We start from the raw sequence: 21,296 nt of genomic DNA on the forward strand, positions 1-21,296 counted from the left end.
AAATGGGCAGTGTCGCCAAATTGCTGCAGGGCCGGCGAGTCATGGTGGTCGAAGACGACTACCTGGTTGCGCTGGCGCTGTCGAGTGCGCTCGAGGACGCGGGAGCCAGTGTCGTCGGTCCCATCTCGGGCGCGCAGGAAGCGGTGGCCATGATCGAAGAAGGCAAGGAGCAGGTCGACGTCGCAGTTCTCGACGTCGATCTGAACGGCGAGAAGTCATATCGGGTCGCAGATGCGCTTGTGTCGCGCAATATCCGCTTTGTATTCGTGACCGGTTATGGCGCGGACGCCGTCGATGGAGAGTATCGTCAGTACGAGCGTTGTCAGAAGCCGTTCGACCATCAGATGCTTTTCAGGGCGCTGACAGTCGGCACGCGATAACGGGCGATCCCGTAGCCGTAGTGCCGCAGGCAATGGGTTGAATCATCGAGGCAAGGACAATCCGTCAGGCGGTCATGACACTGGTTTTAAGCTGAGCTGATGGCGATTGCGCGCGTGCGCAGCCACGAAGGCCGCGCGCGCCGGACGACAGGCTTGCCATTTGCTGCTCCTCTCCAGCGGAGGGCATTCATGGCAAAGATTTCGAATGGGCGGGACATCGTCGTCGTTGCAGCGTCGCTCGGCGGCCTTCAGGTGCTGAAGAAGATCGTCGGCGTGCTGCCGGCCGATCTTCCGGCGAGCGTGTTCATCGTCATGCACGTCGGCACGTGGCCGAGCCAGTTGCCACATCTGCTTGCGTCGGACAGCCGGCTACCGGTAGTCCATGCATCGGACGGCGAAGCAATAGAGAAGGGCACGATCTACGTCGCGCCACCCGACCGCCACATGTTGCTGCGCGACGATACGGTGGTGCTGTCGACCGGACCCAAGGAAAACTTCGCGCGCCCGGCCGCCGATCCGCTGTTTCGTTCGGCGGCGGTCAATTATGGCGCTCGCGCGATCGGCGTCGTGCTGACCGGCAAACTGGACGACGGCGCGGCGGGACTGAAGGCGATTCACGCGTGTGGCGGCTTCACCATCGTGCAGGACCCGTCGACTTGCGCGGCGCCCGATATGCCCGACGCTGCGCTTAAAGCTGTTCCCCCCGACGTGGTCGCGCCGATTGACGACATCGGTCCGGCCATCGTCAGGGCCTTGACAGACCGCACACCGAGGCGCATCGACATGGACGAAAGCGAGCGCGCCGCGCTGGAACTGAAGATTGCAGCGACCGGCTATTCTTCGCCTGCGGAAATGGAGCGGATCGGCCACCGAACGAGCCTGACCTGCCCGGAGTGCGGCGGCGTGATCTGGCGTATCGGCGAAGGGTATCCGCTGAGGTATCGCTGCCATACGGGGCATGCGTTTTCCGCGATGTCGCTCGAGTCGCGCCAGCGCTCCGGCGCCGAAGACGCGCTGTGGTCCGCGGTGCGGCGCCTCGAAGAAGAACTGCTGCTGGTACGTGACCGGCTTTCGCTCGCGGAAGCGACGCACAGCGACGACGCCGAAGCGCTGCGCGACGAGATAGCTCCGCTCGAGGCAGCGGTCGAGGCCGTCAGGCGCCTGGCGCTCGAGTCGGCCAAGTCGACGAGCAGTCAAAAGGTCGGCTAAGCGCGGCTAAGCCTGCGACACCATTCCAGCCCGGTATGCGTTGAAAAATAGTCCGGGACCAGTTGCTATTGCTGCCACTAAAGCAGCGTGATCGACGCCGCCAGTTCGACGCACACGCCGCTGCCGCTTCGATCTCACCCTCATGCACGAATTTTGCTGGATGCGCCTCGAGTGCCTTGCAACAGGAGCGCATCATGGCGTGGGCCAGACCGGTACGGAACCTGATGGCGGCGTTAGCGGCGGCGTCGCTCGCCTATGGTTCGACGGCCTGCGCTCAGACCAGCGACGGCGACTGGCCGATGGCGGCGAAGAATTACCAGAACACGCGCTACAGCGAACTCGCTGAAATCAACACATCGAATGTGAGCCGGTTAAAGCCCGCGTTCACCTTCTCGACCGGCGTGCTGCGCGGCCAGGAAGCGGCGCCGCTCGTCGTGTCGAATACGATGTTCATCGTCACGCCGTATCCCAATCGCGTGTATGCGCTCGATCTGACGAAACCCGGCGCTCCCGTCAAATGGCAGTTCGACCCGGCGCCCAACGCGAGCGCGCAGGGCGTCGCGTGTTGCGACGTGGTGAACCGCGGCGCCGCGTATGCGGACGGTCGAATCTTCATCAACACGCTCGACGCACAAACCATCGCGCTCGATGCCGCAAGCGGCAAGGAATTGTGGCGCACGCGGCTCGGCGACATCAGCCGCGGCGAAACGACGACGATGGCGCCGCTCGTCGTCAAGGGCAAGGTGCTGGTCGGCAATAGCGGCGGCGAACTCGGCGTGCGCGGATGGCTGACCGCGCTCGACGCCGCGACCGGCCGCATCGTCTGGCGCGCGTATAGCACGGGGCCCGACAGCGACGTGCTGATCGGCGATCAGTTCAAGCCCTGGTACGGACAGGACAAGGGCAAGGATCTCGGCGTCACGACCTGGCCATCCGGTGCGTGGAAGATCGGCGGCGGCAACGTGTGGGGTTGGATTTCCTACGACCCCGACGCCAACCTGATCTATTACGGCACCGCGAACCCCGGCCCGTGGAATCCCGAGCAGCGTCCCGGCGACAACAAATGGACGGCCGGCATTTTCGCGCGCGATCCCGACACGGGGCAGGCGCGCTGGTTCTATCAATGGAGTCCGCACGATCTGCACGACTACGACGGCGTCAACGAAAACGTGCTGTTGACGCTCACCGTCGGCGGCAAGCCGAGGCAAGTGCTCGTGCATCCGGATCGCAACGGCTACGTGTATATGCTCGACCGGTTGGCCGGCGAAGTGTTGTCGGCGAAACCGTTTGTTCACATCACGACGAGCGAGGGCGTCGATCTCAGGACGGGGCTGTTGAAATACAACCCGGCAACCGAACCGAAGGTCGGCCATTCGGTGCGCAACATCTGTCCGGTGTCGCCTGGCGGCAAGGACTGGCAGCCGTCCGCGTGGTCGCCGCGCACGGGCCTGCTGTATATCCCGCACCAGAATCTGTGCGAGGACGCCGAGGCTTACGCGACGAGCTACATCGCGGGTACGCCGTACGTGGGCGTCGATACGAAAATGTACGCCGGGCCCGGAGGCAATCGCGGCGAGTTCTCGGCGTGGGACCCGATCGCGGGCAAGAAGGCGTGGTCGATCAAGGAAGACTTTCCCGTGTGGAGCGGGGCGCTTGCCACGGCCGGCGACGTCGTTTTCTACGGCACGATGGACGGCTGGTTCAAAGCCGTCGACGCGCGCAGCGGTGCGCTCTTGTGGCAGTTCAAGACAGGCTCCGGGATCATCGGCCAGCCGGTTGCGTATCGCGGCCCGGACGGCAAGGAATACATCGCGATCCTCGCGGGCGTCGGCGGATGGGCCGGCGCGATCGTCTCGAACAATCTCGATCCGCGCGACGGCACCGGGGCGAAGGGCTTCGTCAACGCGATGCGCGATCTGCCGCAGCGCACGACCAAGGGGGGCACGCTCTATGTGTTCGCGCTTCCTTGAAATGTGTGTTGTGCGGCGTTGCGGTGGGCTGCCGCGTGCGGTTATTTTCGGTGTGCTGGGTTTGCTCGCCGTTGCGCTTGGCGCATGCGCTCATCGACCTGTCGACGAAGCCGCGTCCGGCGCGACCGAACTGCGCGTCTGCGCCGATCCCGACAATCTGCCCTATTCGAAAGAAGACGGCAGCGGCTTCGAAAACCGCATCGCGCAGGTGCTCGCAAGCGACCTGCATCTGCGCCTCACTTACGCGTGGCTTCCGCAACGCCGCGGGTTCGTGCGCAAGACGGTCGGCGCGGGCTTATGCGATGTGTTCATCGGCGTGCCCGACGGCTTTGAGCGTCTGTTGTTGACGCGGCCTTACTATCGGTCGAGTTATGTGTTCGTGCAACGCGCGGCGGACCCGCCACTCGACGGCTTTGAACCGCGTGCGCTGTCGCAGCGCCGCATCGGCGTGCAACTGATCGGCGACGACCTCGCGGCGACGCCGCCCGCTTACGCGCTCGCGCGTGCGGGCGCGACCGACAACGTGACCGGCTATACCGTCTACGGCGACGGTCCCGCGAGCGAGCGCATGGTGAACGACATTGCGGCGGGCCGCATCGACGTCGCACTCGGCTGGGGCCCGCAACTTGCCTATTTCGCGACTCGCGCCGCTGTGCCGTTGACGGTCGAGCGAGCCCGCCCGCCGGCTGGCTCGGCGCTGCCGTTCGAGTTCTCCGTGGCGGTCGGCGTGAACCGCGCGAAGCCGGCGTTGCGCGATGAACTGCAAGCGGCGCTCGATCGTCGGCACGCGGAGATCGATGCTATTCTCGCGGACTACAACGTGGTTCGCGTGGACGCGCCGCGCGCAGTGTCGTCGGCTGCGAGGGAGAGTGCGCGATGACAGCCGCCCGCTTTCGTCGACAGATGCCTCGGGCGCTCTGGCTCATCGCGCCGGTCGTGATCGCGAGCGTCGCGTGCCTCGCGGGCTGCGAACGCGAGCAGCGGCAATTGCACACGCCGCCTCCGGCTGCATCGGCGGCGTCCGCGGTGACCATGAGTTCGATACAACCGGTCGCTTCCGCCGTGACGACGAGCTCGACTCAACCCGTGGCCGCCGCTGTGAGCGCTACCGTTAGCAATCCCTATGAAAATAACGCGTACGCGGTCTCGCAAGGCAAGCGCCTGTTTCGCGCGTACAACTGCAGTGGTTGTCACGCGCAAGGCAGCGGCGATTCGGGTCCGGCGCTGATGGACGATAAATGGATTTACGGCGCGGACCCGGCCAGCGTGTTCACGACCATCAAGCAAGGCAGGCCGAACGGCATGCCGGCGTTCGGCGGCCACGTTTCCGACGATCAGATCTGGCAAATCGTGGCCTACGTCCGTTCGATGAGCGGCCAGTTGCGCTCCGATATCGAACCGCCGCGCAGCGACAGTCTGCAGGCCGGCAAGCCCGAACAACGGCGCCCGCCGGAAGAGCCGAAGCGCTCTTCGGCGCCGCCCGCCGCGGAGCACTGACATGACTGCGCGAGTCGTTCTTCCGCTATCCGGCGCTGCCGCCATCGCAACCGCAACGGCAACCGTTCAGTCGGCGTGGGCCGCGCCATTGCAGGATGCGCTGCGACCGGCCGGTGTCCAGGCGAGGACCATCCTCGATCTGTTGAATCTGACGGTGATTGTCTGCACGGCAGTCTTCGCCGCCGTGCTGATCGCCTTCTTCTGGGCGCTGTGGCGCGCGCCGCGAGGCACGCGCGAAACGCCCGCCGATATGTCGACCGAGGCGGACTCCGCCGTGGGTCCGAAAGCGGTCGCGGAACCTGGCCTGAGAAGGGCGGTCATCGTCGCGACAATCGTGTCGACGGTATTGCTGTTCGGCCTCATTTTCGCCGACGTGCTGACCGACCGCGCGCTCGCGCGGCTTTCGATGCGCGATGCCGTGCAGATCGAAGTGACCGCGCATCAATGGTGGTGGGAGATACGGTACAACGACCCGCAAGCGTCGAACGTGTTCATTACGGCCAACGAGATGCACATTCCGGTCGGCCAGCCCGTGCTCGTCACGCTCAAATCGTCGGATGTGATTCACTCGTTCTGGGTGCCGAATCTGCACGGCAAAAAAGATCTGATTCCCGGCCGCACCGCGACGATCCGTTTTCGCGCGGACCACGCGGGCGAGTACCGCGGTCAGTGCGCCGAGTTCTGCGGTTACGAACATGCGTTGATGTCGTTCCTCGTGATCGCCGAGACACCCGACAAATACGCGGCCTGGCTCGCGCATCAGCGCCAGGATGCGCCGCCGCCGTCGAACGAACTCGAAACGCGCGGCGAGCAGATTTTCCTCACGCACAGTTGCGCGATGTGCCACACGGTGCAAGGCATCGGTGCGAACGCGGTGCTCGGGCCGGACCTGACTCATGTTGCAAGCAGGCAGACGCTGGCTGCGGGCACGCTGCCGAATACACCAGGACACCTCGCCGGCTGGATCGTCGACGCACAGCGCATCAAGCCCGGCACCGTGATGCCTCCCAACCCGCTGGCGCCCGATGAACTGCACGCGCTGCTGGCCTACATGGCGACGCTCAGATGAATCATGCCTCGATGACGGACCGGTTCGACGTGATCGACGAACCGCAAACCGACCCGCAGGAAGCCGACAGGCTCGAAGCAACCTGGCGCGACCCGCCGGGCTTCCTAGGCGTGTTCGCCGCGATCAATCACAAGACGATCAGCCGCCGCTTCATGACCACGACGTTCGGCTTTTTCGTCGCGGGCGGCATCCTCGCGCTGGTGATGCGCCTGCAGCTTGCGCGTCCGGGCAACCGGCTTGTCGGCCCCGACATGTACAACCAGTTGTTCACGATGCACGGCACCACGATGATGTTCCTGTTCGCCGTGCCGGTCATGCAGGCGGTCGCCGTCTACCTCGTGCCGCTGATGATCGGTGCGCGCAGCGTCGCGTTTCCGCGCATGAACGCATACGCGTACTGGGTGTTCCTGTTCGGCGGACTGATGCTGTATGTGGCCTTCGCACTCGACATCGGTCCCGACGCCGGATGGTTCGCCTATGTGCCGCTCTCGGGTCCGGACTATTCGCCGGGCAAGCGCATCGACTTCTGGGCGCAGATGATCACCTTCACCGAGTTGTCCGCGCTGCTGGAGGCCATCGTGCTGATCACCACGATCTTCAAGATGCGCGCGCCGGGCATGACGCTCAACCGCATGCCGCTCTTCGTCTGGAGCGTGCTCGTGACGTCGTTCATGGTGCTGTTCGCGATGCCGTCGGTGATGCTTGGCAGTACTGCGCTGATTCTCGACCGGCTTGTCGGCACGCATTTCTATAACCCCGGCGAGGGCGGCGACGTGGTGCTCTGGCAGCATCTCTTCTGGTTCTTCGGGCACCCGGAGGTATATCTGATCTTCGTGCCGCCGCTCGGCTTTATCTCCAGCATCATTCCCACTTTCTCGCGACGGCCCGTATTCGGCTATCCGGCGATGGTGCTCGCGCTGATCGCGACGGCGTTTCTATCGTTCGGACTGTGGGTTCACCACATGTTCGCGACGAATCTGCCCGATCTCGGCAAGAGCTTTTTTACGGCGGCGAGCATTATGATCGCGGTGCCTTCGGCGATCCAGATTTTCTGCTGGATCGCGACACTATGGACCGGACGCCTCAGCTTCAAGACGCCGATGCTGTTCGTCCTCGCGTTCTTTTTCATTCTGGTGCTGGGCGGGCTGACGGGCATCATGCTCGCGTCGGTGTCGCTCGATTATCAGGTGCATGACACGTATTTCGTCGTCGCGCATCTGCATTACGTGCTGATCGGCGGCGCGGTGTTTCCGCTATTCGGCGCGTTCTACTACTGGTTTCCGAAGTTCACCGGACGCCTGCTCGACGAGACGCTCGGGCGCTGGAATTTCTGGCTGTTCTTCATCGGCTTTAACGTCGCATTCTTTCCGATGCATCTGCTCGGGCTGCATGGCATGCCGCGCAGGGTGTACACGTATCCGTCCGGAATGGGATGGGACACGATGAATCTGACCGCGACGATCGGCGCGTCGATTATCGCCGTGAGCGTGCTGCTGTTTATCGTCAACGTGCTGCATAGCCGTCGACGAGGACTCGTTGCCGGCGACGATCCGTGGGGCGCCGGAACGCTCGAATGGAGCACCGCGTCGCCGCCGCACGCGGGCAATTTCGTGAAGGTGCCGGTCGTGCATAGCGGCTATCCGCTGTGGGACGCGCCGCGCGAACCTTCCACCGTCAGCGGACTGGATTCGAATAGCCGGCAGGTGCTGGTGACGAGCGTTCTCGACGCGATGCCGGATCATCGGCCGGTCTTTCCGATGCCCAACATCTGGCCGTTCGTGAGCGCCGTGGCGACGACCGTGTTGTTCATTGGCTCAATCTTCACGCCGTGGGCGGTGGTGTGGGGCACGGTGCCCGTCGCTATCGCGATGACCGCGTGGTTCTGGCCGCGGCGGCGCGAAACCGATCAGCATCTCGCGCTGGAGAAACGCCCGTGACTACCGTTGACGAGCGCTATGCCGAGGGTCGGCCGCGCGCGGCCCGCAAGGCGATCCACGTCGGAGAGCTGCCGACGTATGGCTTCAGCCATCGCAGCCTGATGTGGTGGGGAACGATGGGACTGATGGTGATAGAAGGGACGGTGTTCGCCATCGCCGTCATGATGTACTTCTATCTGCGCACGCTCGCCTCCGTCTGGCCGATGAACGCGCCAGGCCCCGGCCTGCTATGGGGCAGCGTGAATACGGCGATCCTCGTCGTGAGCATGCTGCCGAATCATCTCGCGAAGCGCGCGGCCGAGCGGGAGGATCGCGCAGCCTCGCGGCTCTGGCTGCTGGTGTGCCTCGCGTTTTCGCTCGCCTTTCTCGGCGTGCGGGCGCTGGAGTTCAAGGCGCTCAACGTGACCTGGTACGACAACGCTTATGGGTCCGTGCTGTGGATGCTGATGGGCTTGCATACCGTTCACCTGATCACCGATACGTTCGACACAGCCGTGCTCGACGTCCTGCTGTTCACGGGGCCAGTGGAAGGCAAGCGCTATGTCGACGTCAGCGAGAACGCCGCCTACTGGTACTTCGTCGTGCTTAGCTGGCTGCCGATTTATGCAGTCGTCTACTGGGCGCCGCGTTTGTGAGGAGATCGACATGGCAGTATGGTCCGCGCTATTGCTCGCGCCTTTCCTGACGCTCTCGAATCTGTCGCTGACCTATGCGCTGGTGCCGCGATCGTGCGATGCCGGCACGACCTGGATGCTGCACGCCGTGACGCTTGCGAGTGCGGTGTTGAGCGCGGCGGCGACGGTCGGCGCGTGGCGGCATTGGATGGGCGGCCTGTTTCCACCGGATGCCACCGCGGAAAGCACCGCGCGCGCGCATTTTCTCGCGCAGGTCGCGACGCTGGTCGGTCTGCTGTCGACCTTCGTGCTGTTCGCGCAGTATGTGCCGCAATGGGTGCTTCAGCCATGCGCGCAATGATGACTCGGCGGTTTCCATTCGCACGCATCGGTGGATGCGCGAGCGGGCTGGCGGCGCGGCGAGCCACGGTCACTAAAGCGGTCGTCGCTTACACGATGACGGGTCTCGCCGTCCTCACGCTGAGCGCGTGCGGACAACAGACGCCGCAACGCGAGCCGTTGACCGGCGGCGATCCGGCTCGAGGCCAGGCCTTGATCGTGCACGCCGGTTGCGGCTCGTGCCACACGATCGAGGGCGTGGAAGGCGCCAACAGCCTGGTCGGGCCGCCGCTCATGGGCCTTCGTCAACGGACATATATCGGCGGAGTCGCGGCCAATTCGGCGACCAACCTCGAGCGCTGGCTGATGCATCCGCAAGCGTTCAGCCCGCGCACCGCGATGCCCGATCTCGGCCTCACCGAGGATCAGGCGCGCGACATTGCCGCTTATCTCTATCTGCATTGAAGGGGCTACAGGTGCGCCGGTTTGCATCGTGGCGCGCCGGCGTCGATGCGCTCGCAAAGATTCGGGGCTCGATCGTGAAGTGAGTCGCCACTGAGCCGCCTGTTACACTGCCGGGATTCGCGAGTCGTCCCAGTCATTCGGTAATCACGCTTGGGCTGTGCGGTCCACGGTTGGTATTTCGAGCGAAGACATTCCTGTTCTTAGGCAATCGGCGGCCGTCGCAACGGTCGGACGGCCGCTGCTGCACTTCGCTTTCCAACACTTACCACCGGTAGGGGACAACCTTTGAAACGCCTCAGCCTTGCGCTCATCGTGGCGTTGCTACGCACGCTTTCCGTACTTCCTTATAAATTCGTCGCACGGCTTGGAATCGTTATCGGCACGCTGCTGTATGCGCTTCCCGGCCGCCGCAAGCACATCGTGCTGGTGAACTTGCGGCTTTGCTTCCCCGAGAAGACGGCGCACGAACATCAACAGCTTGCGAAAGCGCACTTTCGCCACGTTGTCCGAAGCTATCTCGAGCGAGGCATTCAGTGGTTCGGCAGTGCGCAATCGATCCGGGACATCGTGCAGATCGAAAGCAGAATCGATCTCGACGACGAGTCCGCGCCGCCTACTATTTTCATGGGCTTTCACTTCGTGGGCATTGAGGTCGGCTGCATGCTGTACTCGACGCGCCTGCCGATTGCGTCGCTGTACACGCGCATGTCGAACGCAGGTCTATGTGAGCTGGCAAAGCGGCAACGCGGCCGGTTCGGCGCCGAGATGATCGAGCGCGGGTCGAGCGCCAAAAGGATCGTCGCGTTATTGCGTTCGGGCAAAGACGTGATGCTCGCGGCGGATATGGACCACGGCGTCGACAACTCTGTTTTCGTGCCTTTCTTCGGCGTTCCCGCCTGCACGCTGACGGCTGTTTCGCGTCTCGCGCGACTTGGGCGCGCGCGCGTCGTGCCGTTCGTGACCGAGGTGCTGCCGGATTACGAAGGCTACAAGCTGACGATCTTCGAGCCGCTCGCCGACTTTCCCTCGGACAGCGATGAGGTCGATGCGCGTCGGATGAACGCGTTTCTCGAGGAGCAGGTCGTTAGGTTTCCGGAGCAATATTACTGGGTGCACCGGCGCTTCAAGCACCGGCCGCCGGGCATGGCACCGGTGTATTGAAGCGTTTGACTCGCTTGCGGCCTATCCACCTGGCGCGCGAGGCGGCGTGCCGTGACGCGCGAGGAAGCGGTCGAGTTCGCCGGCAAACGCTTTGCTGTCGCGTGCGGTGAAGGGCGCAGGGCCGCCCGTATCGATACCCGTATTGCGCAATTGATCCATCACGTCGCGCATCGTCAGACGCTCCTGGATGTTTTCGCGTGTGAACCGGTTGCCGCGCGGATCAAGCACATGCGCGCCCTTGTCGAGTACCGCGGCGGCGAGCGGTATGTCAGCGGTAATCACGAGATCGCCTGACGCGGCGAGTTCGACGATGCGCGCATCGGCCACGTCGAAACCGGCCGGCACCTGGATCGACCTGATAAACGGCGACGGCGGCGTGCGCAGATATTGGTTTGCGACCAGCGTCACGAGTATTTCGGCACGCCGCGCGGCCCGAAACAACATGTCTTTGATGACGGCGGGACAAGCGTCGGCGTCGACCAGGACTTGCATGAAGGCCATTCCAGCAGGTTAAAACGCGATCATATATCAACGGTGGCAGCGGTCCTGTTGTTGTGTCGGTGTTGCTTCGGTGTTGCTTCGGTGTACTTCGGTCGGCTGTCGTGGTCTACGGCCTGGCGGCGGAATCGTCGTCGCGGCGTTGCTCATCTTGCTGCTGTGGCTGGACACCTTCGGCGCCGCCAGGCGCATCGTCCTCGTTCGTTAGTTCGACTATTCCTTCCTCTTCCTTGACGATCGACGTTTCAACCGCGGTCGGTTTCCCCGGCCCCGACGGGCTATTGGCGTGTCTTCCTGTGCTCATGAAAATCTCCAGGCTGGATCGTGGATGACTTGGCGTTGCCGGTTCGCCGTCGAATTGCAGCGAGCGCTTCCGGCTGATTTGTCGTCGCAACCGGTATGCCACGCGCACGCCGACGCTTGCTGGATGACGCAACCGATGCGGTGTAGCAAGTACACGTCGACTCGTAAATCCTTCAATTGCGCGGTTCAACAGTGCTGATTGCCGCCGCTATTACGCTGACTGCCCCTGCATGTGCCGCGGAAATCGCGCTCGGGTATCGCGCTTGCGGCGTAGCGGTATTTTGTAGTCCGGCGCAAAAAAGGAGGCGCAATGAATCGAACCAAGCAATCATCCATGCCGAGCCGCGGCGAAGCCGATAGGCAACAGGCAAGCGGCGTTCGCCGCGAGCCCTCCGAGCAGGCGCGCGAAGACGCACGACGCGAGCGGCAGCAAACGGAAGGTGTCCGGAAAGTCCCCGACGAGCGGCAGCGGCAACTCGCTCGGACCGGGAACCAGTCAGGCGAAAGGACGCAGTTGAGTGCGTGCTTTTTAGCGAGGCGTCTATCGGTCTGCGGCTTCCGGCACTGGTGCGTTCGTGATGCGCGTTGCGGTCTGCGGATCGGGCCGAAGGTAATGCAGCGTCGCGAGCGCGGCGAGCACGGTCACGATGGCGAGTCCATCTGCGAGCAACGAGAACGCGTCGACGTATTGTTCGCGTAAGAACGCTGCGTGAACGCCTGGCAGTCGCGCCGCGGCGCCGGCGAGATCGCCGGTCGCGAGCTGCTGAGCGGCGGCCGCAAGCCGGTCCCGGTCGATGCCGGGCAACGACGGCAATGACGACAACGACGACAACGACGACAGCGCCGCGCGCAACCGTGCACTGACCAACGCCGAGAGCGCCGCACTGACCATCGCGAGCGCGAGCCCTTCGCCGGCCACGCGTGTCGTGCTGAAGATGCCTGTGGCCATGCCCGCGCGCTCCTTCGGCACGACGCTCACCGACAGTCCATCCATCAAGCCCCACGGCAGTCCCGCGCCGATGCCGATCGCGGCCATCGGCGCGAGCATCGCGAACGGCGTGGCGTCGGCGGGCAGTCTGCCGAGCCACACAAGCGCCGCCGCCGACACCAGCAAGCCCGCCGCCGACACGACGCCCGGCGACGCGTGACGCGTGAGCCACACCGCGAGTGAAGGAACGAACAGCATCGGACCGCACAGCGCGAGCATCATCAGGCCGGAGATCAACGGCGTATGACCGTCGATGCCGACGAAGCGGATCGGCAGCAGCACCAGCAGCACAACGAAGCAATAGCAGGTCGCGATCGGCAGCATCTGCACGCCGATAAAGCGGCGATAGCGGAGCAGCGACAGGTCGAGCATCGGATGGGCGCTGCGCCGCTCGATCGCGACGAATGCCGCGAGCGCGAACGCTGCCGCCACGAACAACGCGCGGATCGCCGGGTCCGACCAGCCGCGCGCGGGCGCTTCGAGAATGGCAACCGTGAACAGGCACAGCATCGCGGTGAAGCTGACGATGCCCGGCCAGTCGATCCGGCCCGCCGATGGATTGCGCGTCTCGCGCATCCACGGCGCCGCGAGTAGCAGGGCGATCACGCCGATGACCGCCGTCGACGCAAACACCGCACGCCAACCCGCTGCTTCGATCAAGCCGCCCGCGAGTACCGGGCCGAATGCGAGTCCCACGCCGAAGGTCGTCCCGAGCAGGCTGAACGCGCGCGTTTGCGCGTGGCCGTCGAACTCCTGCGCGAGCGCGGCCGAGCCGCCCGCGAGCGCGCCGGCTGCCGCGATGCCTTGCGCGCCGCGCAGCACGTCGATCCAGACGATGTCTGGCGCGATCGTCAGCAGCAGCGAAAAAAGCGCGAACGCGGCGATGCCCGCGAGGAACACGCGGCGCCGGCCGAACTGATCCGACAGCGCGCCGGCTGCCATCAGGCAACTGCCGAACGACAGCATGAACGCGTTCGTGATCCAGTTCAGCGCGACAGGGCCGCCGCCGATCGCGCGGCCGATCGCGGGCGTTGCTATCGCTCCCGCCGAGAAACTGAGCGGCAGCACGACGGCTGCCGAGCACACTCCGAGCAGCACCATCCAGCGCGCTGACGCGGATCGATCGATTGAAGAAGTCATGATGTGTCCATCCAGGCGTGACGTGATGCCGGGCAGTCTAGTTGCGGACATGCAATCGATAAATGCCCGACAGGTACAATCAATGCGGACTTTAATTCCGTAATCTGCTGAGCGCCTTCCATGGAAAATCTCACCGGTATCGTGGCGTTCGTTCATACGGTCGAAGCGCAGAGCTTCGTCGGCGCTGCGCGGCGGCTCGGGCTGTCCGCGTCGGCGGTCGGCAAGAGCGTGGTTCGGCTGGAAACGCGGCTCGGCGTGCGTCTGCTGCAGCGGAGCACGCGGCGCGTCAGCGTGACCGAAGACGGCGAGCGCTTCTATGAACGCTGCCGTCGTATCCTCGACGCGCTCACCGATGCGGAGACGATGATGCTGCAGGCCAACGCCGCGCCGCGCGGCCGCCTGCGCGTGACGTTGCCGACCATCGGCTATCGCTTCCTGCTGCCGGTCGTCCCCGAGTTCATGCAGCGTTATCCCGACGTCGAGCTGGAACTGGATTTCAACGACCGCATCGTCGACGTGATCGCAGGCGGCTTCGACGCGGCCATCCGCAGCGGCGATCTCGCCGATTCACAGTTGACCGCGCGCCGTCTCGGACCTTTTCGCTTCGTGTTGTGCGCGACGCCCGCTTACTTTGCGCAACACGGCGTGCCGCGCGTGCCCGCCGATCTCGCGCGGCACGCTTGCATCCGCTTTCGCTTTCCGACCACCGGCAAGCTGCACGACTGGCAGTTCCGCGACCAGCCCGCGAACTTCGTGGCGTCGTTTCCGACGGTGCTCACCTGCAATAACATGGAGGCGCTGCGCGGCGCGACTGTGCTCGGACTCGGCATCGGCTATATGCCCGACTTCCTCGTGCGCGACGATCTCGCCGCCGGCACGCTGCGAACCGTACTCGACGCGCATCTGAAACACGAAGGCCAGTTCTCGGTGCTGTGGCCGTCGAGCAGGCAACTGTCGCCGAAGCTGCGCGTGTTCGTCGATTTCCTTGCTGAACGGCTGTTTGGCGGTCGCGAGGGTTAGCGGCAACCGGAGGAAGGCTCTTATATGCAACCTGTTTTCGCAACGCCTCGCTTGATATTGCGACCGCGGACGCTAGCGGATACGGATGAATGTCTTGCGATGGATCGAGATCCGCTGGTCACGCGCTTCGTCGATGGGCCCTGGTCGGACGCACGGAAGCATCGCGCATTCGTCGAAGCGCGCACGCTCGGCCCGTACCCGGCGGGCATGGGCTATTGGACGATCAGAAGCCGGAATGATGCGGCGGATTTTCTTGGGTGGGTTCTCCTGATTCCCGCGGATGCTGTTGGACCGGAGATTGAAATTGGGTGGCGCTTGCCGCGAAAAGCGTGGGGCTCGGGCATAGCGACGGAGGCTGCAACAGCGGTGCTGCAGCATGCTTTCGCAACGCTGCGTTTGGCGGAAGTGGTGGCTGAAATCGATCCGTTGAACCTGGCGTCTATTCGCGTTGCGGAGAAGCTTGGGTTGGTGCGGCGAGGGGATGTCGTGGGGCACGGAAGGAAGATGGTTCGGTATGCGTCGATGGAAAAGTTGTGATCGACGTGTTCAGTTGGCCTTGTCAGAGTTTCAGTTGGCCAGGAAGACGCCGATGAACTCATCGCCGACCTTAGCAATGCCCTGCGGCCGGACTGCTCCTCGACTTGAAAACTGACATTTGCACGATTCGGCGTCAGCACACGCGATGCATAAAAAAATGAAGATCCCGCCTGGAGTCACGAACGAAGAGCTTTGGCGCAAGCATTGCCGGAAGATTCGCGCCCGAGCGCTGGACTTGCTCGAAGGTCGCCTCGGCGTCATTGAAGCCGCTCGCGCCATGCTTCAATTGGCGTATTGGACCAAGGTTGAGGGCGAGCCGGAGTTTCTACTGTTCCGCGCGATTGCATCGGCGACCGATGATCTTCCGGTTGGCAGCGTCCGTGCGTACTGGGCGGCAGATGCGCTGGAACGTGAGGACGTCCGTATTGATGCTGCCGAGAAATTGTGGAATGAGAAGGCGGTCGCCGCTGCGGAAAAGCTGGTGGAGCGATATCAATGGACGGTTCGTCAGAAACGCATCTCCGGCCACGTCGATACGCAGATCAGTCGATAACCGGTCCCCTCAACCTGGAAGTCAACGACCGAAATTAACTTGCGACATGCAAGCGATGTTAGAATCCAGCCATGAAGACGACGTGTACAGAAGACCTTCGGTCCCATTGCGCGGTCAATTACGGCGTGGAGATCTTCGGCGACCGGTGGTCGCTGCTGATCATTCGCGACATCGTGTTTGCCGGCAAGAAGACGTATGGCGAATTCCTGAAATCGGAAGAGGGAATCGCGACCAACGTGCTGGCTACGCGCCTTGCGTTTCTTGAAGAGCAAGGCATTCTCTCGAAGGCGCCCAGCCCCGAGGACAGGCGCAAGGACTTCTACACGCTGACCGAGAAGGGTCTCGACCTGATTCCGATCGTGCTTAGCATAGTCGTTTGGAGCGCCAGGCACGATTCGAAGTCGTACGTGAGGCGCCGCAAGGACTTCGTTGCACGTTTGAAGGCAAGCCCGGTGCAGGTGAGCGAAGAAGTGAAGGAACTGGTCCGCAATGGCGGATGTATTTTTCCTGAGAGTAGGGAGTGAGCGGGAGGCAGTCCGCGACGGGACAGTGACGGCATCGTTGCGTCCATCATTCACTATCGCATCGACGGTGCTCAGATAGCTTCCCATCACACGTCCCGTTCATTCATCAGTTCCACCACCCAATCAATAAACACGCGCAGCTTCGCGCTGACGTGGCGGTTCGGCGGATACGCGATGTAAAGCGGCATCGGATCGAGCTGCCAGTCCTCGAATAGTGCGACCAGTTCGCGTCGTTTCAGATGCGCTTTCGACATATAACGCGGCAGCCACATGATGCCGAGCCCCGCGACTCCGGCCGCGAGATAGGCGTTGCCGTCATCCACCGCGAGCGCGTAGCGGCCTTGCACCTTTGCCGTTTCCCCTGCACGACGCATGACGGCCGGATAGAGATTGCCCGCGCGTCCCCACGAAAACCCGACAATACGGTGATGCGAGTTTTCAAGCTCCGCGGGATGCGAAGGCACACCCGCCAACGCAAGATATCCAGGCGAAGCGAACACGCCGAGCGCAAGATCCGCCACGCGCCGCGCCACCATCGACTGGTCGTTCGGCTCGCCGCCACGCACGACGCAATCCACGTTCTCGCCGATCATATCGACGGTGCGGTCGCTGACGCCCATGTCGAGTTGAATGTCCGGATAGCGGGCGAGAAATGCCGGAAGCGCCGGGATGAGGATCAGGCGGGCGAGCGGACTCGGCACGTCCACGCGAAGGCGGCCTCGCGGTGCCGCCGATGCGCTCGAGAGACTCGTCTCGGCGTCGTCCATGTCGGCGAGCAGCCGCGTCACCCGTTCGTAATACGCGATGCCGTCCGGCGTGACGTTGATCCTGCGCGTCGTCCGGTTCAGCAGACGGACGCGTAAGCGCGCTTCCAGTTGCTGGACCAGATGCGTCACCGTGGTCTTGCTCATATGCAGCGTTTCGGCCGCTTTCGTGAAGCTGCCTGCCTCGACGACCCGGACGAAAGCGCGCATTGCGTCGAAGCGGTCCATGAACGTTTGCCTCGTGATCAGATTGTTTGCATTCTACAAATAGTCATGGACAGCGTTGACGGTTTATCGTGCACGCGTCGATCGGTAGAGTGGCTGATCGAAACCAGCGATTGATCAACGGAGGCAAACGTGGCGAAGCGCGATGTGGTATTTCCGCCGGGACGTCGGGCGCTTTACGAGCGTAACCGGTATTCACCGGCCGTGAGGGCGAACGGGTTGCTGTTCGTATCGGGTCAGGTCGGCAGCCGCGACGACGGGACGCCTGAACCGGACCTGCAGGAGCAGGTGCGTCTCGCGTTTAGAAACCTGAATGCGATCCTGCACGAGGCCGGATGCACATTCGACGATGTGGTCGACGTGACCGTGTTCATGGTCGACCCGCAATCGACATTCGAGCGCGTGTGGCAGGTCGTTCCCGAATTCTGGGGCGACGCGCCGCATCCGGCGCTCACCGCCGTCGGAGTGACATGGCTTTACGGCTTCGACTTCGAGATCAAGGTAATTGCGAAGCTTCCTCTGAACGACTGATGTGCCGGTCAGGCGCGTTGGCCGGCGTCGAGCGGAAAGCGCTGACCAGCGTGCGCAACGCCGCGCGGACCTGCGCGTCAGACGTCGACGAATACAACACGACTTCGCGCGACGGCAGCGGCGGCAAGCCGAGGCGCGGGCCGACATCGACCGTGCCCGGCGGCGCGACGCGCAACGCGAGCGCGGCGACCGCGAGCCCGGCTTGCGTAGCCGCGCCGATCGTCCCAATGCCGCCGCCGACGAATACTTCGACCCACGGCACGCGTGCTTCATCGAGCGCGCTCACGGCCATTGCCCGCACACGGCACGGGTGAGCCTGAGTCGCGAGCCGCAGCGGCTGCCCTGCGTGATGAACCCAGTCGGGTGTCGCTATCCAGCCGAACGGTTCGTCGAGCAGCGTTTCGCCGTCGCGCCGGCTGTCGTCATGCCGCAGGACGAGCGCGGCATCCAGTGCGCCGCTGTCGAATTGCGCTTCGATATCGCGCGAACTCGATACGCGCATCTCAACCAGCAGACCCGGATCGGCGCGATGCATATGCCGCAGCAGCAGCGGCAATTCGCTGCCGACGATGTGATGACTAATGCCGACTTTGAGCGTGATGCGCTCGCGCGCCAGCGCGCTGAGCGCGTCGTCGTGCGCGCCGAGCAGATTGCGCGCGGCCTGCAGAAAGATTTCGCCCTTCGGCGACAGACGCACCATGCGCGGCGTGCGTTCGATCAGGCGGTGGCCGAGCCGTTCTTCGAGCCGTTTGAGCTTGATGCTGATTGCCGATTGCGTGCTGTTCAGCGCATCGGCCGCGCGCGTGAAGCTGCGTAGATCGGCGACCAGCACGAAAGCTTGTACCGCTTCGAAATCGAGTGTTTTCATGACGATCCATTCGATTATGTCATCACAGAAATACGCGGCAGCCGGTTTGAAAGCAGCACGTTTCGTGACACGCTAACGTCATCCGTTGCATTGCGCAAGCAGACGTGCGGCTTCCCGGCGTCTGCCGTTCGATGCATGGTCCACGATGGATCGATCACGAAGAGACGCCATGTCCGACATTGAACAGGCTTACTATGACGACGCTATTTATCCGCGGATTCCGCCGGATGGCGACCCCGTTACGTTCGACGCGCAGCAGGCATTGTTCGCGTACCTAACGGGTTTGTGTTGCGGCGCATTGATCATTCTCGCGACGACCGCAGTGGTGTGCGAGGTAATGCATTTGCTGTGAGACCGCGCGCAAGCTCACGTCTTGCGCAAATGCGGACGGAGCGCAAGCGCGAGTGGCAAGACCGCCAGCGCCGTGGCCGCGGTTGCAAGCGTGGCGCCGTGTGCGCCGATGCCGTCGCCGAGAAAACCATAAGCCACCGGAGACAGCGCGCCAGAAGCGATAGTGCCGGTATAGAAGAGCGCAAATGCCCTCTCTGTCCGCTCGACCGAAGTCAGTTCGGGCACCGTTCCATAAAGCACCGACGATGTGCCGTTGAGCATCGCGCCGAGCAACGGCAACAAGACGAGGGCGGGCGTCAATGGCAGGTAAAGCACGGCAAGAATCAGCGCGGCCGTGCCGCCTTCGGTTGCAAACACAGTGCCGATGACGCCCATGCGTGCGCCGAGCCAGCCGCACACGAACTTGCCCGCCGCGCCTCCGATGAAGACGAGCGCGAAGCGCGGTGCCCATCATCGGCGGCGAGATGCCTTTCGCTTTCAGCAGGAATGGCAGAAAGGTCAACAAGCCCATGCGCACGGCGGTGTCGAGTACGCCGATCGTGAACAGCAGTGAGAAGCCCGAGCGCGAACCGTTGCTGTTCTGGCTCGGCGCTTCGGCTGCGGACGGCTCGCTTGCTGGTATCGAAGGGAGAAAAAGTGCAATCACGGCCGCGACTAAAATTCCGATGGTCGACATTGCCCAGAGCGCATGGCGCCACGGCATGACGGTGATCAGAAGCGAGATAGCCGCAGGAAGCGCGGATTTTCCAAGGTCGCCTGCAAAGTTGTAGACGCTCAGCGGCCCGCGAGCGTTGCGCCCATACGCGCGCGCAACTGCTCCCGAAGCCAGTGGATGTTGCGTGCTCGAACCGCTTCCCGAGATGGCGAGCGCGACGCACAAACCCAAGAGCGTTCCCGACATCCCGGCGACGGCGTAGCCCAGCGCGGCCAGCAACGTACCCAACGCGAGCGTCAGAGGCGTGCCCCAAGCGCGCGCGAGGCGCCCAGCGGGCAATTGAAGCGTCGCCATCGTGCCCGCATAGACGCCGCGCACGATAGCGAGCGCGCCATAACCCAGTCCGAAGTCCGTCTGCCAGACCGGCAGCAACGCGTAGATCATGTCGGTGTAGCCGTCGTGCAGCGCGTGCGCCGTGCATGACAGCCAGAGCACGCGCGTGCGTGACACGGAGGACGAGTTACCGGATGCGTTGGCCGCCGCCGTCGTTGGCAACGAGGAAGAGAAAGGTCTCATGGTTCAATCGAGTGGTGAAAGCGCGCGGCCTGGCGACAGTTCGAGCGTTTGTTGAAGCGCACCCATAGTCTATGGGTCGTCGGGAGCGGCGCACAACTGACGTAAAATAGCGTCAGCCGGGAGAAAAAGTCACCACATGGACACAGACGAACGCACGGGTAAACACGCCGGAAACCTGCCTCCGTTGAATGCATTGCGGCACTTCGAGGCGGTCGCGCGGTTGGGCAGTTTCGCCGCGGCGGCGAGCGATCTGCACGTCACGCACTGGGCGGTCGGCAAACAGATCCGAATGCTGGAAGACTGGTTCGGCGTGCCTCTCTTTGAGCGCCGCTCGCGCGGCGTCGTCCCGACCGACGAGGGCGCCGCTCTGCTCAATGATGTCAAAGGTGCGTTTTCGCGGCTGAGCAGTTCGGTCACGCGGCTGCGCCACGAATCGATTACGCGTCGCGTAACGGGCGTCGTGCGCGTGAATACGCTGGCGAGCTTCGCGTTGTGCTGGCTCATACCGCGCCTGACCGATTTCCGCGCTCTTTATCCGGACATCGATGTCCGGCTTTCGACAACCTCACGCAAGCTGCGTTATGTCGGCGGCGCATTCGACATCGGCGTGCGTTCGGGGCCCGAGGACGCAGCGGGCCTCACGTCGACGCCGCTGATGCCCGACCTGCGCCTGCCCGCCTGTAGTCCAGCGGTGCTGCAAAGCCATCCGATCAGGACGGTTGCCGATTTGCGAAATCACACGCTGCTTCACTCGATGAGCACGCGCACGGCATGGTCCGACTGGTTACGCGAGGCCGGCGCGCCGGGCTTGCAGGGCGCGGGCCATCTCGACTTCGATCATGTCTTTCTGCAACTCGGCGCGGCGGCGGAAGGGCTCGGCGTGACGTTGGCATCGCTGCCGCTGATCGAGCGCGACATCGCGACCGGGCGTCTTGTGTGTCCGATATCCGAGCCCGCGGGGCGCGGACCCGATTACACCCTGGTCGTGAACACCGACCGGGCCCGCGACGACGCGGTCATCGCATTCGAGAAATGGATTCTCGCGGCCGCGGCGCGCAGTTCGGTGGTGCCGGCTCGACGCACATCGCGCAGGAAAGGGGCGCGGCGCTAGTTACTTCGCCA

The 21,296-nt window shown here is 63.6% G+C and carries 23 protein-coding genes and 1 pseudogene; 18 read left to right on the top strand and 6 right to left on the bottom strand.

What is annotated here, in order from left to right:
* Positions 1–2: 2 nt before the first annotated feature.
* From ABIE53_RS07090 to ABIE53_RS07140, 11 genes are all read left to right on the top strand, one after another.
* On the top strand, positions 3–380 hold the full coding sequence (locus tag ABIE53_RS07090) for a response regulator (RefSeq protein ID WP_006048337.1): 378 nt from the start codon (positions 3–5) through the stop codon (positions 378–380).
* 189 nt (positions 381–569) lie between these two features.
* Complete coding sequence (locus ABIE53_RS07095; protein ID WP_053857755.1) at positions 570–1,589, top strand: chemotaxis protein CheB; 1,020 nt, start codon at positions 570–572, stop codon at positions 1,587–1,589.
* Positions 1,590–1,783: 194 nt separating this feature from the next.
* Complete coding sequence (locus tag ABIE53_RS07100; RefSeq protein ID WP_192700166.1) at positions 1,784–3,559, top strand: methanol/ethanol family PQQ-dependent dehydrogenase; 1,776 nt, start codon at positions 1,784–1,786, stop codon at positions 3,557–3,559.
* A 52-nt stretch (positions 3,560–3,611) separates the two neighbouring features.
* Complete coding sequence (locus ABIE53_RS07105) at positions 3,612–4,439, top strand: substrate-binding domain-containing protein (protein ID WP_258196191.1); 828 nt, start codon at positions 3,612–3,614, stop codon at positions 4,437–4,439.
* A complete protein-coding gene (locus tag ABIE53_RS07110; protein WP_053857758.1) occupies positions 4,436–5,056 on the top strand; it encodes a c-type cytochrome in 621 nt (206 codons plus the stop codon). Before ABIE53_RS07105 ends, ABIE53_RS07110 begins: the two co-directional genes overlap by 4 nt.
* A 1-nt stretch (position 5,057) precedes the next feature.
* Positions 5,058–6,125, top strand: coding sequence for a cytochrome c oxidase subunit II (gene coxB / locus ABIE53_RS07115; RefSeq protein WP_181324947.1), 1,068 nt, complete (start codon positions 5,058–5,060; stop codon positions 6,123–6,125).
* 11 nt (positions 6,126–6,136) lie between these two features.
* Complete coding sequence (gene ctaD, locus ABIE53_RS07120) at positions 6,137–8,062, top strand: cytochrome c oxidase subunit I (RefSeq protein ID WP_053858979.1); 1,926 nt, start codon at positions 6,137–6,139, stop codon at positions 8,060–8,062.
* Entirely contained in the window at positions 8,059–8,697 is a 639-nt protein-coding gene (locus tag ABIE53_RS07125; RefSeq protein ID WP_181324946.1) for a cytochrome c oxidase subunit 3, read from the top strand. Before ctaD ends, ABIE53_RS07125 begins: the two co-directional genes overlap by 4 nt.
* A gap of 10 nt (positions 8,698–8,707) precedes the next feature.
* Positions 8,708–9,037 (top strand): hypothetical protein, encoded by a 330-nt coding sequence (locus tag ABIE53_RS07130; RefSeq protein WP_006048329.1) that lies wholly within the window; start codon positions 8,708–8,710, stop codon positions 9,035–9,037.
* The gene (locus ABIE53_RS07135) at positions 9,034–9,480 is read left to right on the top strand and encodes a c-type cytochrome (RefSeq protein WP_258196190.1); all 447 of its coding nucleotides are present in this window, start codon (positions 9,034–9,036) and stop codon (positions 9,478–9,480) included. Before ABIE53_RS07130 ends, ABIE53_RS07135 begins: the two co-directional genes overlap by 4 nt.
* Before the next feature lie 285 nt (positions 9,481–9,765).
* Positions 9,766–10,641: a lipid A biosynthesis lauroyl acyltransferase gene (locus ABIE53_RS07140; protein ID WP_006048327.1), complete on the top strand. Its 876-nt coding sequence runs from the start codon at positions 9,766–9,768 to the stop codon at positions 10,639–10,641.
* Positions 10,642–10,662: 21 nt separating this feature from the next.
* Here ABIE53_RS07140 and ABIE53_RS07145 read toward each other — a convergent pair whose 3' ends face one another.
* The 3 genes from ABIE53_RS07145 to ABIE53_RS07155 all read right to left on the bottom strand — a co-directional run bounded on the left by ABIE53_RS07145 (position 10,663) and on the right by ABIE53_RS07155 (position 13,570).
* Positions 10,663–11,133 carry a YaiI/YqxD family protein gene (locus ABIE53_RS07145; protein ID WP_006048326.1) on the bottom strand — a complete coding sequence of 157 codons (471 nt, stop codon included), beginning with the start codon at positions 11,131–11,133 and terminating at the stop codon, positions 10,663–10,665.
* A 115-nt stretch (positions 11,134–11,248) separates the two neighbouring features.
* Positions 11,249–11,443 carry a hypothetical protein gene (locus ABIE53_RS07150; protein WP_107710236.1) on the bottom strand — a complete coding sequence of 65 codons (195 nt, stop codon included), beginning with the start codon at positions 11,441–11,443 and terminating at the stop codon, positions 11,249–11,251.
* Positions 11,444–11,983: 540 nt separating this feature from the next.
* Entirely contained in the window at positions 11,984–13,570 is a 1,587-nt protein-coding gene (locus ABIE53_RS07155) for an MFS transporter (protein ID WP_258196189.1), read from the bottom strand.
* A gap of 120 nt (positions 13,571–13,690) precedes the next feature.
* On the opposite strand from ABIE53_RS07155, the gene ABIE53_RS07160 reads away from it, so the two are divergent.
* The 4 genes from ABIE53_RS07160 (at position 13,691) to ABIE53_RS07175 (ending at position 16,204) form a co-directional block, all read left to right on the top strand.
* Positions 13,691–14,590, top strand: coding sequence for a LysR family transcriptional regulator (locus ABIE53_RS07160; RefSeq protein ID WP_006048322.1), 900 nt, complete (start codon positions 13,691–13,693; stop codon positions 14,588–14,590).
* A 24-nt stretch (positions 14,591–14,614) separates the two neighbouring features.
* Positions 14,615–15,127, top strand: coding sequence for a GNAT family N-acetyltransferase (locus ABIE53_RS07165; RefSeq protein ID WP_107710229.1), 513 nt, complete (start codon positions 14,615–14,617; stop codon positions 15,125–15,127).
* Between the two features lie 157 nt (positions 15,128–15,284).
* The gene (locus ABIE53_RS07170) at positions 15,285–15,680 is read left to right on the top strand and encodes a hypothetical protein (protein WP_181324945.1); all 396 of its coding nucleotides are present in this window, start codon (positions 15,285–15,287) and stop codon (positions 15,678–15,680) included.
* 71 nt (positions 15,681–15,751) lie between these two features.
* Positions 15,752–16,204 carry a winged helix-turn-helix transcriptional regulator gene (locus tag ABIE53_RS07175; RefSeq protein ID WP_107710225.1) on the top strand — a complete coding sequence of 151 codons (453 nt, stop codon included), beginning with the start codon at positions 15,752–15,754 and terminating at the stop codon, positions 16,202–16,204.
* 86 nt (positions 16,205–16,290) lie between these two features.
* On the opposite strand, the gene ABIE53_RS07180 is transcribed toward ABIE53_RS07175, so the two are convergent.
* Positions 16,291–17,196 carry a LysR family transcriptional regulator gene (locus ABIE53_RS07180; protein ID WP_029969921.1) on the bottom strand — a complete coding sequence of 302 codons (906 nt, stop codon included), beginning with the start codon at positions 17,194–17,196 and terminating at the stop codon, positions 16,291–16,293.
* A 129-nt stretch (positions 17,197–17,325) separates the two neighbouring features.
* Here ABIE53_RS07180 and ABIE53_RS07185 point away from each other — a divergent pair, with 129 nt between their 5' ends.
* Positions 17,326–17,724 (top strand): RidA family protein, encoded by a 399-nt coding sequence (locus tag ABIE53_RS07185; RefSeq protein WP_006048317.1) that lies wholly within the window; start codon positions 17,326–17,328, stop codon positions 17,722–17,724.
* Here the strand turns inward: ABIE53_RS07185 and ABIE53_RS07190 are convergent.
* Complete coding sequence (locus tag ABIE53_RS07190; RefSeq protein WP_107710224.1) at positions 17,690–18,592, bottom strand: LysR family transcriptional regulator; 903 nt, start codon at positions 18,590–18,592, stop codon at positions 17,690–17,692. The two genes, ABIE53_RS07185 and ABIE53_RS07190, sit on opposite strands and share 35 nt — an antisense overlap.
* 169 nt (positions 18,593–18,761) lie before the next feature.
* Between ABIE53_RS07190 and ABIE53_RS07195 the strand changes: the two genes are divergently transcribed.
* Complete coding sequence (locus tag ABIE53_RS07195) at positions 18,762–18,944, top strand: hypothetical protein (RefSeq protein WP_107710222.1); 183 nt, start codon at positions 18,762–18,764, stop codon at positions 18,942–18,944.
* A gap of 14 nt (positions 18,945–18,958) precedes the next feature.
* Here ABIE53_RS07195 and ABIE53_RS07200 read toward each other — a convergent pair.
* A pseudogene (locus ABIE53_RS07200) lies at positions 18,959–20,174 on the bottom strand (MFS transporter).
* 136 nt (positions 20,175–20,310) lie between these two features.
* Here ABIE53_RS07200 and ABIE53_RS07205 point away from each other — a divergent pair.
* Positions 20,311–21,285, top strand: a complete 975-nt coding sequence (locus ABIE53_RS07205) for a LysR substrate-binding domain-containing protein (protein ID WP_006048313.1) — start codon at positions 20,311–20,313, stop codon at positions 21,283–21,285.
* Positions 21,286–21,296: the final 11 nt, after the last annotated feature.

Source organism: Paraburkholderia sp. OAS925 (assembly GCF_040543975.1).
Lineage (GTDB): Bacteria > Pseudomonadota > Gammaproteobacteria > Burkholderiales > Burkholderiaceae > Paraburkholderia > Paraburkholderia graminis.

Bases quoted from the DNA above. Each gene is read 5' to 3' on its own strand.
- ABIE53_RS07090 (WP_006048337.1), top strand. From the start codon at position 3: ATGGGCAGTGTCGCCAAATTGCTGCAGGGCCGGCGAGTCATGGTGGTC.
- ABIE53_RS07095 (WP_053857755.1), top strand. From the start codon at position 570: ATGGCAAAGATTTCGAATGGGCGGGACATCGTCGTCGTTGCAGCGTCG.
- ABIE53_RS07100 (WP_192700166.1), top strand. From the start codon at position 1,784: ATGGCGTGGGCCAGACCGGTACGGAACCTGATGGCGGCGTTAGCGGCG.
- ABIE53_RS07110 (WP_053857758.1), top strand. From the start codon at position 4,436: ATGACAGCCGCCCGCTTTCGTCGACAGATGCCTCGGGCGCTCTGGCTC.
- coxB (WP_181324947.1), top strand. From the start codon at position 5,058: ATGACTGCGCGAGTCGTTCTTCCGCTATCCGGCGCTGCCGCCATCGCA.
- ctaD (WP_053858979.1), top strand. From the start codon at position 6,137: ATGACGGACCGGTTCGACGTGATCGACGAACCGCAAACCGACCCGCAG.
- ABIE53_RS07130 (WP_006048329.1), top strand. From the start codon at position 8,708: ATGGCAGTATGGTCCGCGCTATTGCTCGCGCCTTTCCTGACGCTCTCG.
- ABIE53_RS07135 (WP_258196190.1), top strand. From the start codon at position 9,034: ATGATGACTCGGCGGTTTCCATTCGCACGCATCGGTGGATGCGCGAGC.
- ABIE53_RS07145 (WP_006048326.1), bottom strand. From the start codon at position 11,133: ATGCAAGTCCTGGTCGACGCCGACGCTTGTCCCGCCGTCATCAAAGAC.
- ABIE53_RS07150 (WP_107710236.1), bottom strand. From the start codon at position 11,443: ATGAGCACAGGAAGACACGCCAATAGCCCGTCGGGGCCGGGGAAACCG.
- ABIE53_RS07155 (WP_258196189.1), bottom strand. From the start codon at position 13,570: ATGACTTCTTCAATCGATCGATCCGCGTCAGCGCGCTGGATGGTGCTG.
- ABIE53_RS07160 (WP_006048322.1), top strand. From the start codon at position 13,691: ATGGAAAATCTCACCGGTATCGTGGCGTTCGTTCATACGGTCGAAGCG.
- ABIE53_RS07165 (WP_107710229.1), top strand. From the start codon at position 14,615: ATGCAACCTGTTTTCGCAACGCCTCGCTTGATATTGCGACCGCGGACG.
- ABIE53_RS07170 (WP_181324945.1), top strand. From the start codon at position 15,285: ATGAAGATCCCGCCTGGAGTCACGAACGAAGAGCTTTGGCGCAAGCAT.
- ABIE53_RS07175 (WP_107710225.1), top strand. From the start codon at position 15,752: ATGAAGACGACGTGTACAGAAGACCTTCGGTCCCATTGCGCGGTCAAT.
- ABIE53_RS07180 (WP_029969921.1), bottom strand. From the start codon at position 17,196: ATGGACCGCTTCGACGCAATGCGCGCTTTCGTCCGGGTCGTCGAGGCA.
- ABIE53_RS07190 (WP_107710224.1), bottom strand. From the start codon at position 18,592: ATGAAAACACTCGATTTCGAAGCGGTACAAGCTTTCGTGCTGGTCGCC.
- ABIE53_RS07195 (WP_107710222.1), top strand. From the start codon at position 18,762: ATGTCCGACATTGAACAGGCTTACTATGACGACGCTATTTATCCGCGG.
- ABIE53_RS07205 (WP_006048313.1), top strand. From the start codon at position 20,311: ATGGACACAGACGAACGCACGGGTAAACACGCCGGAAACCTGCCTCCG.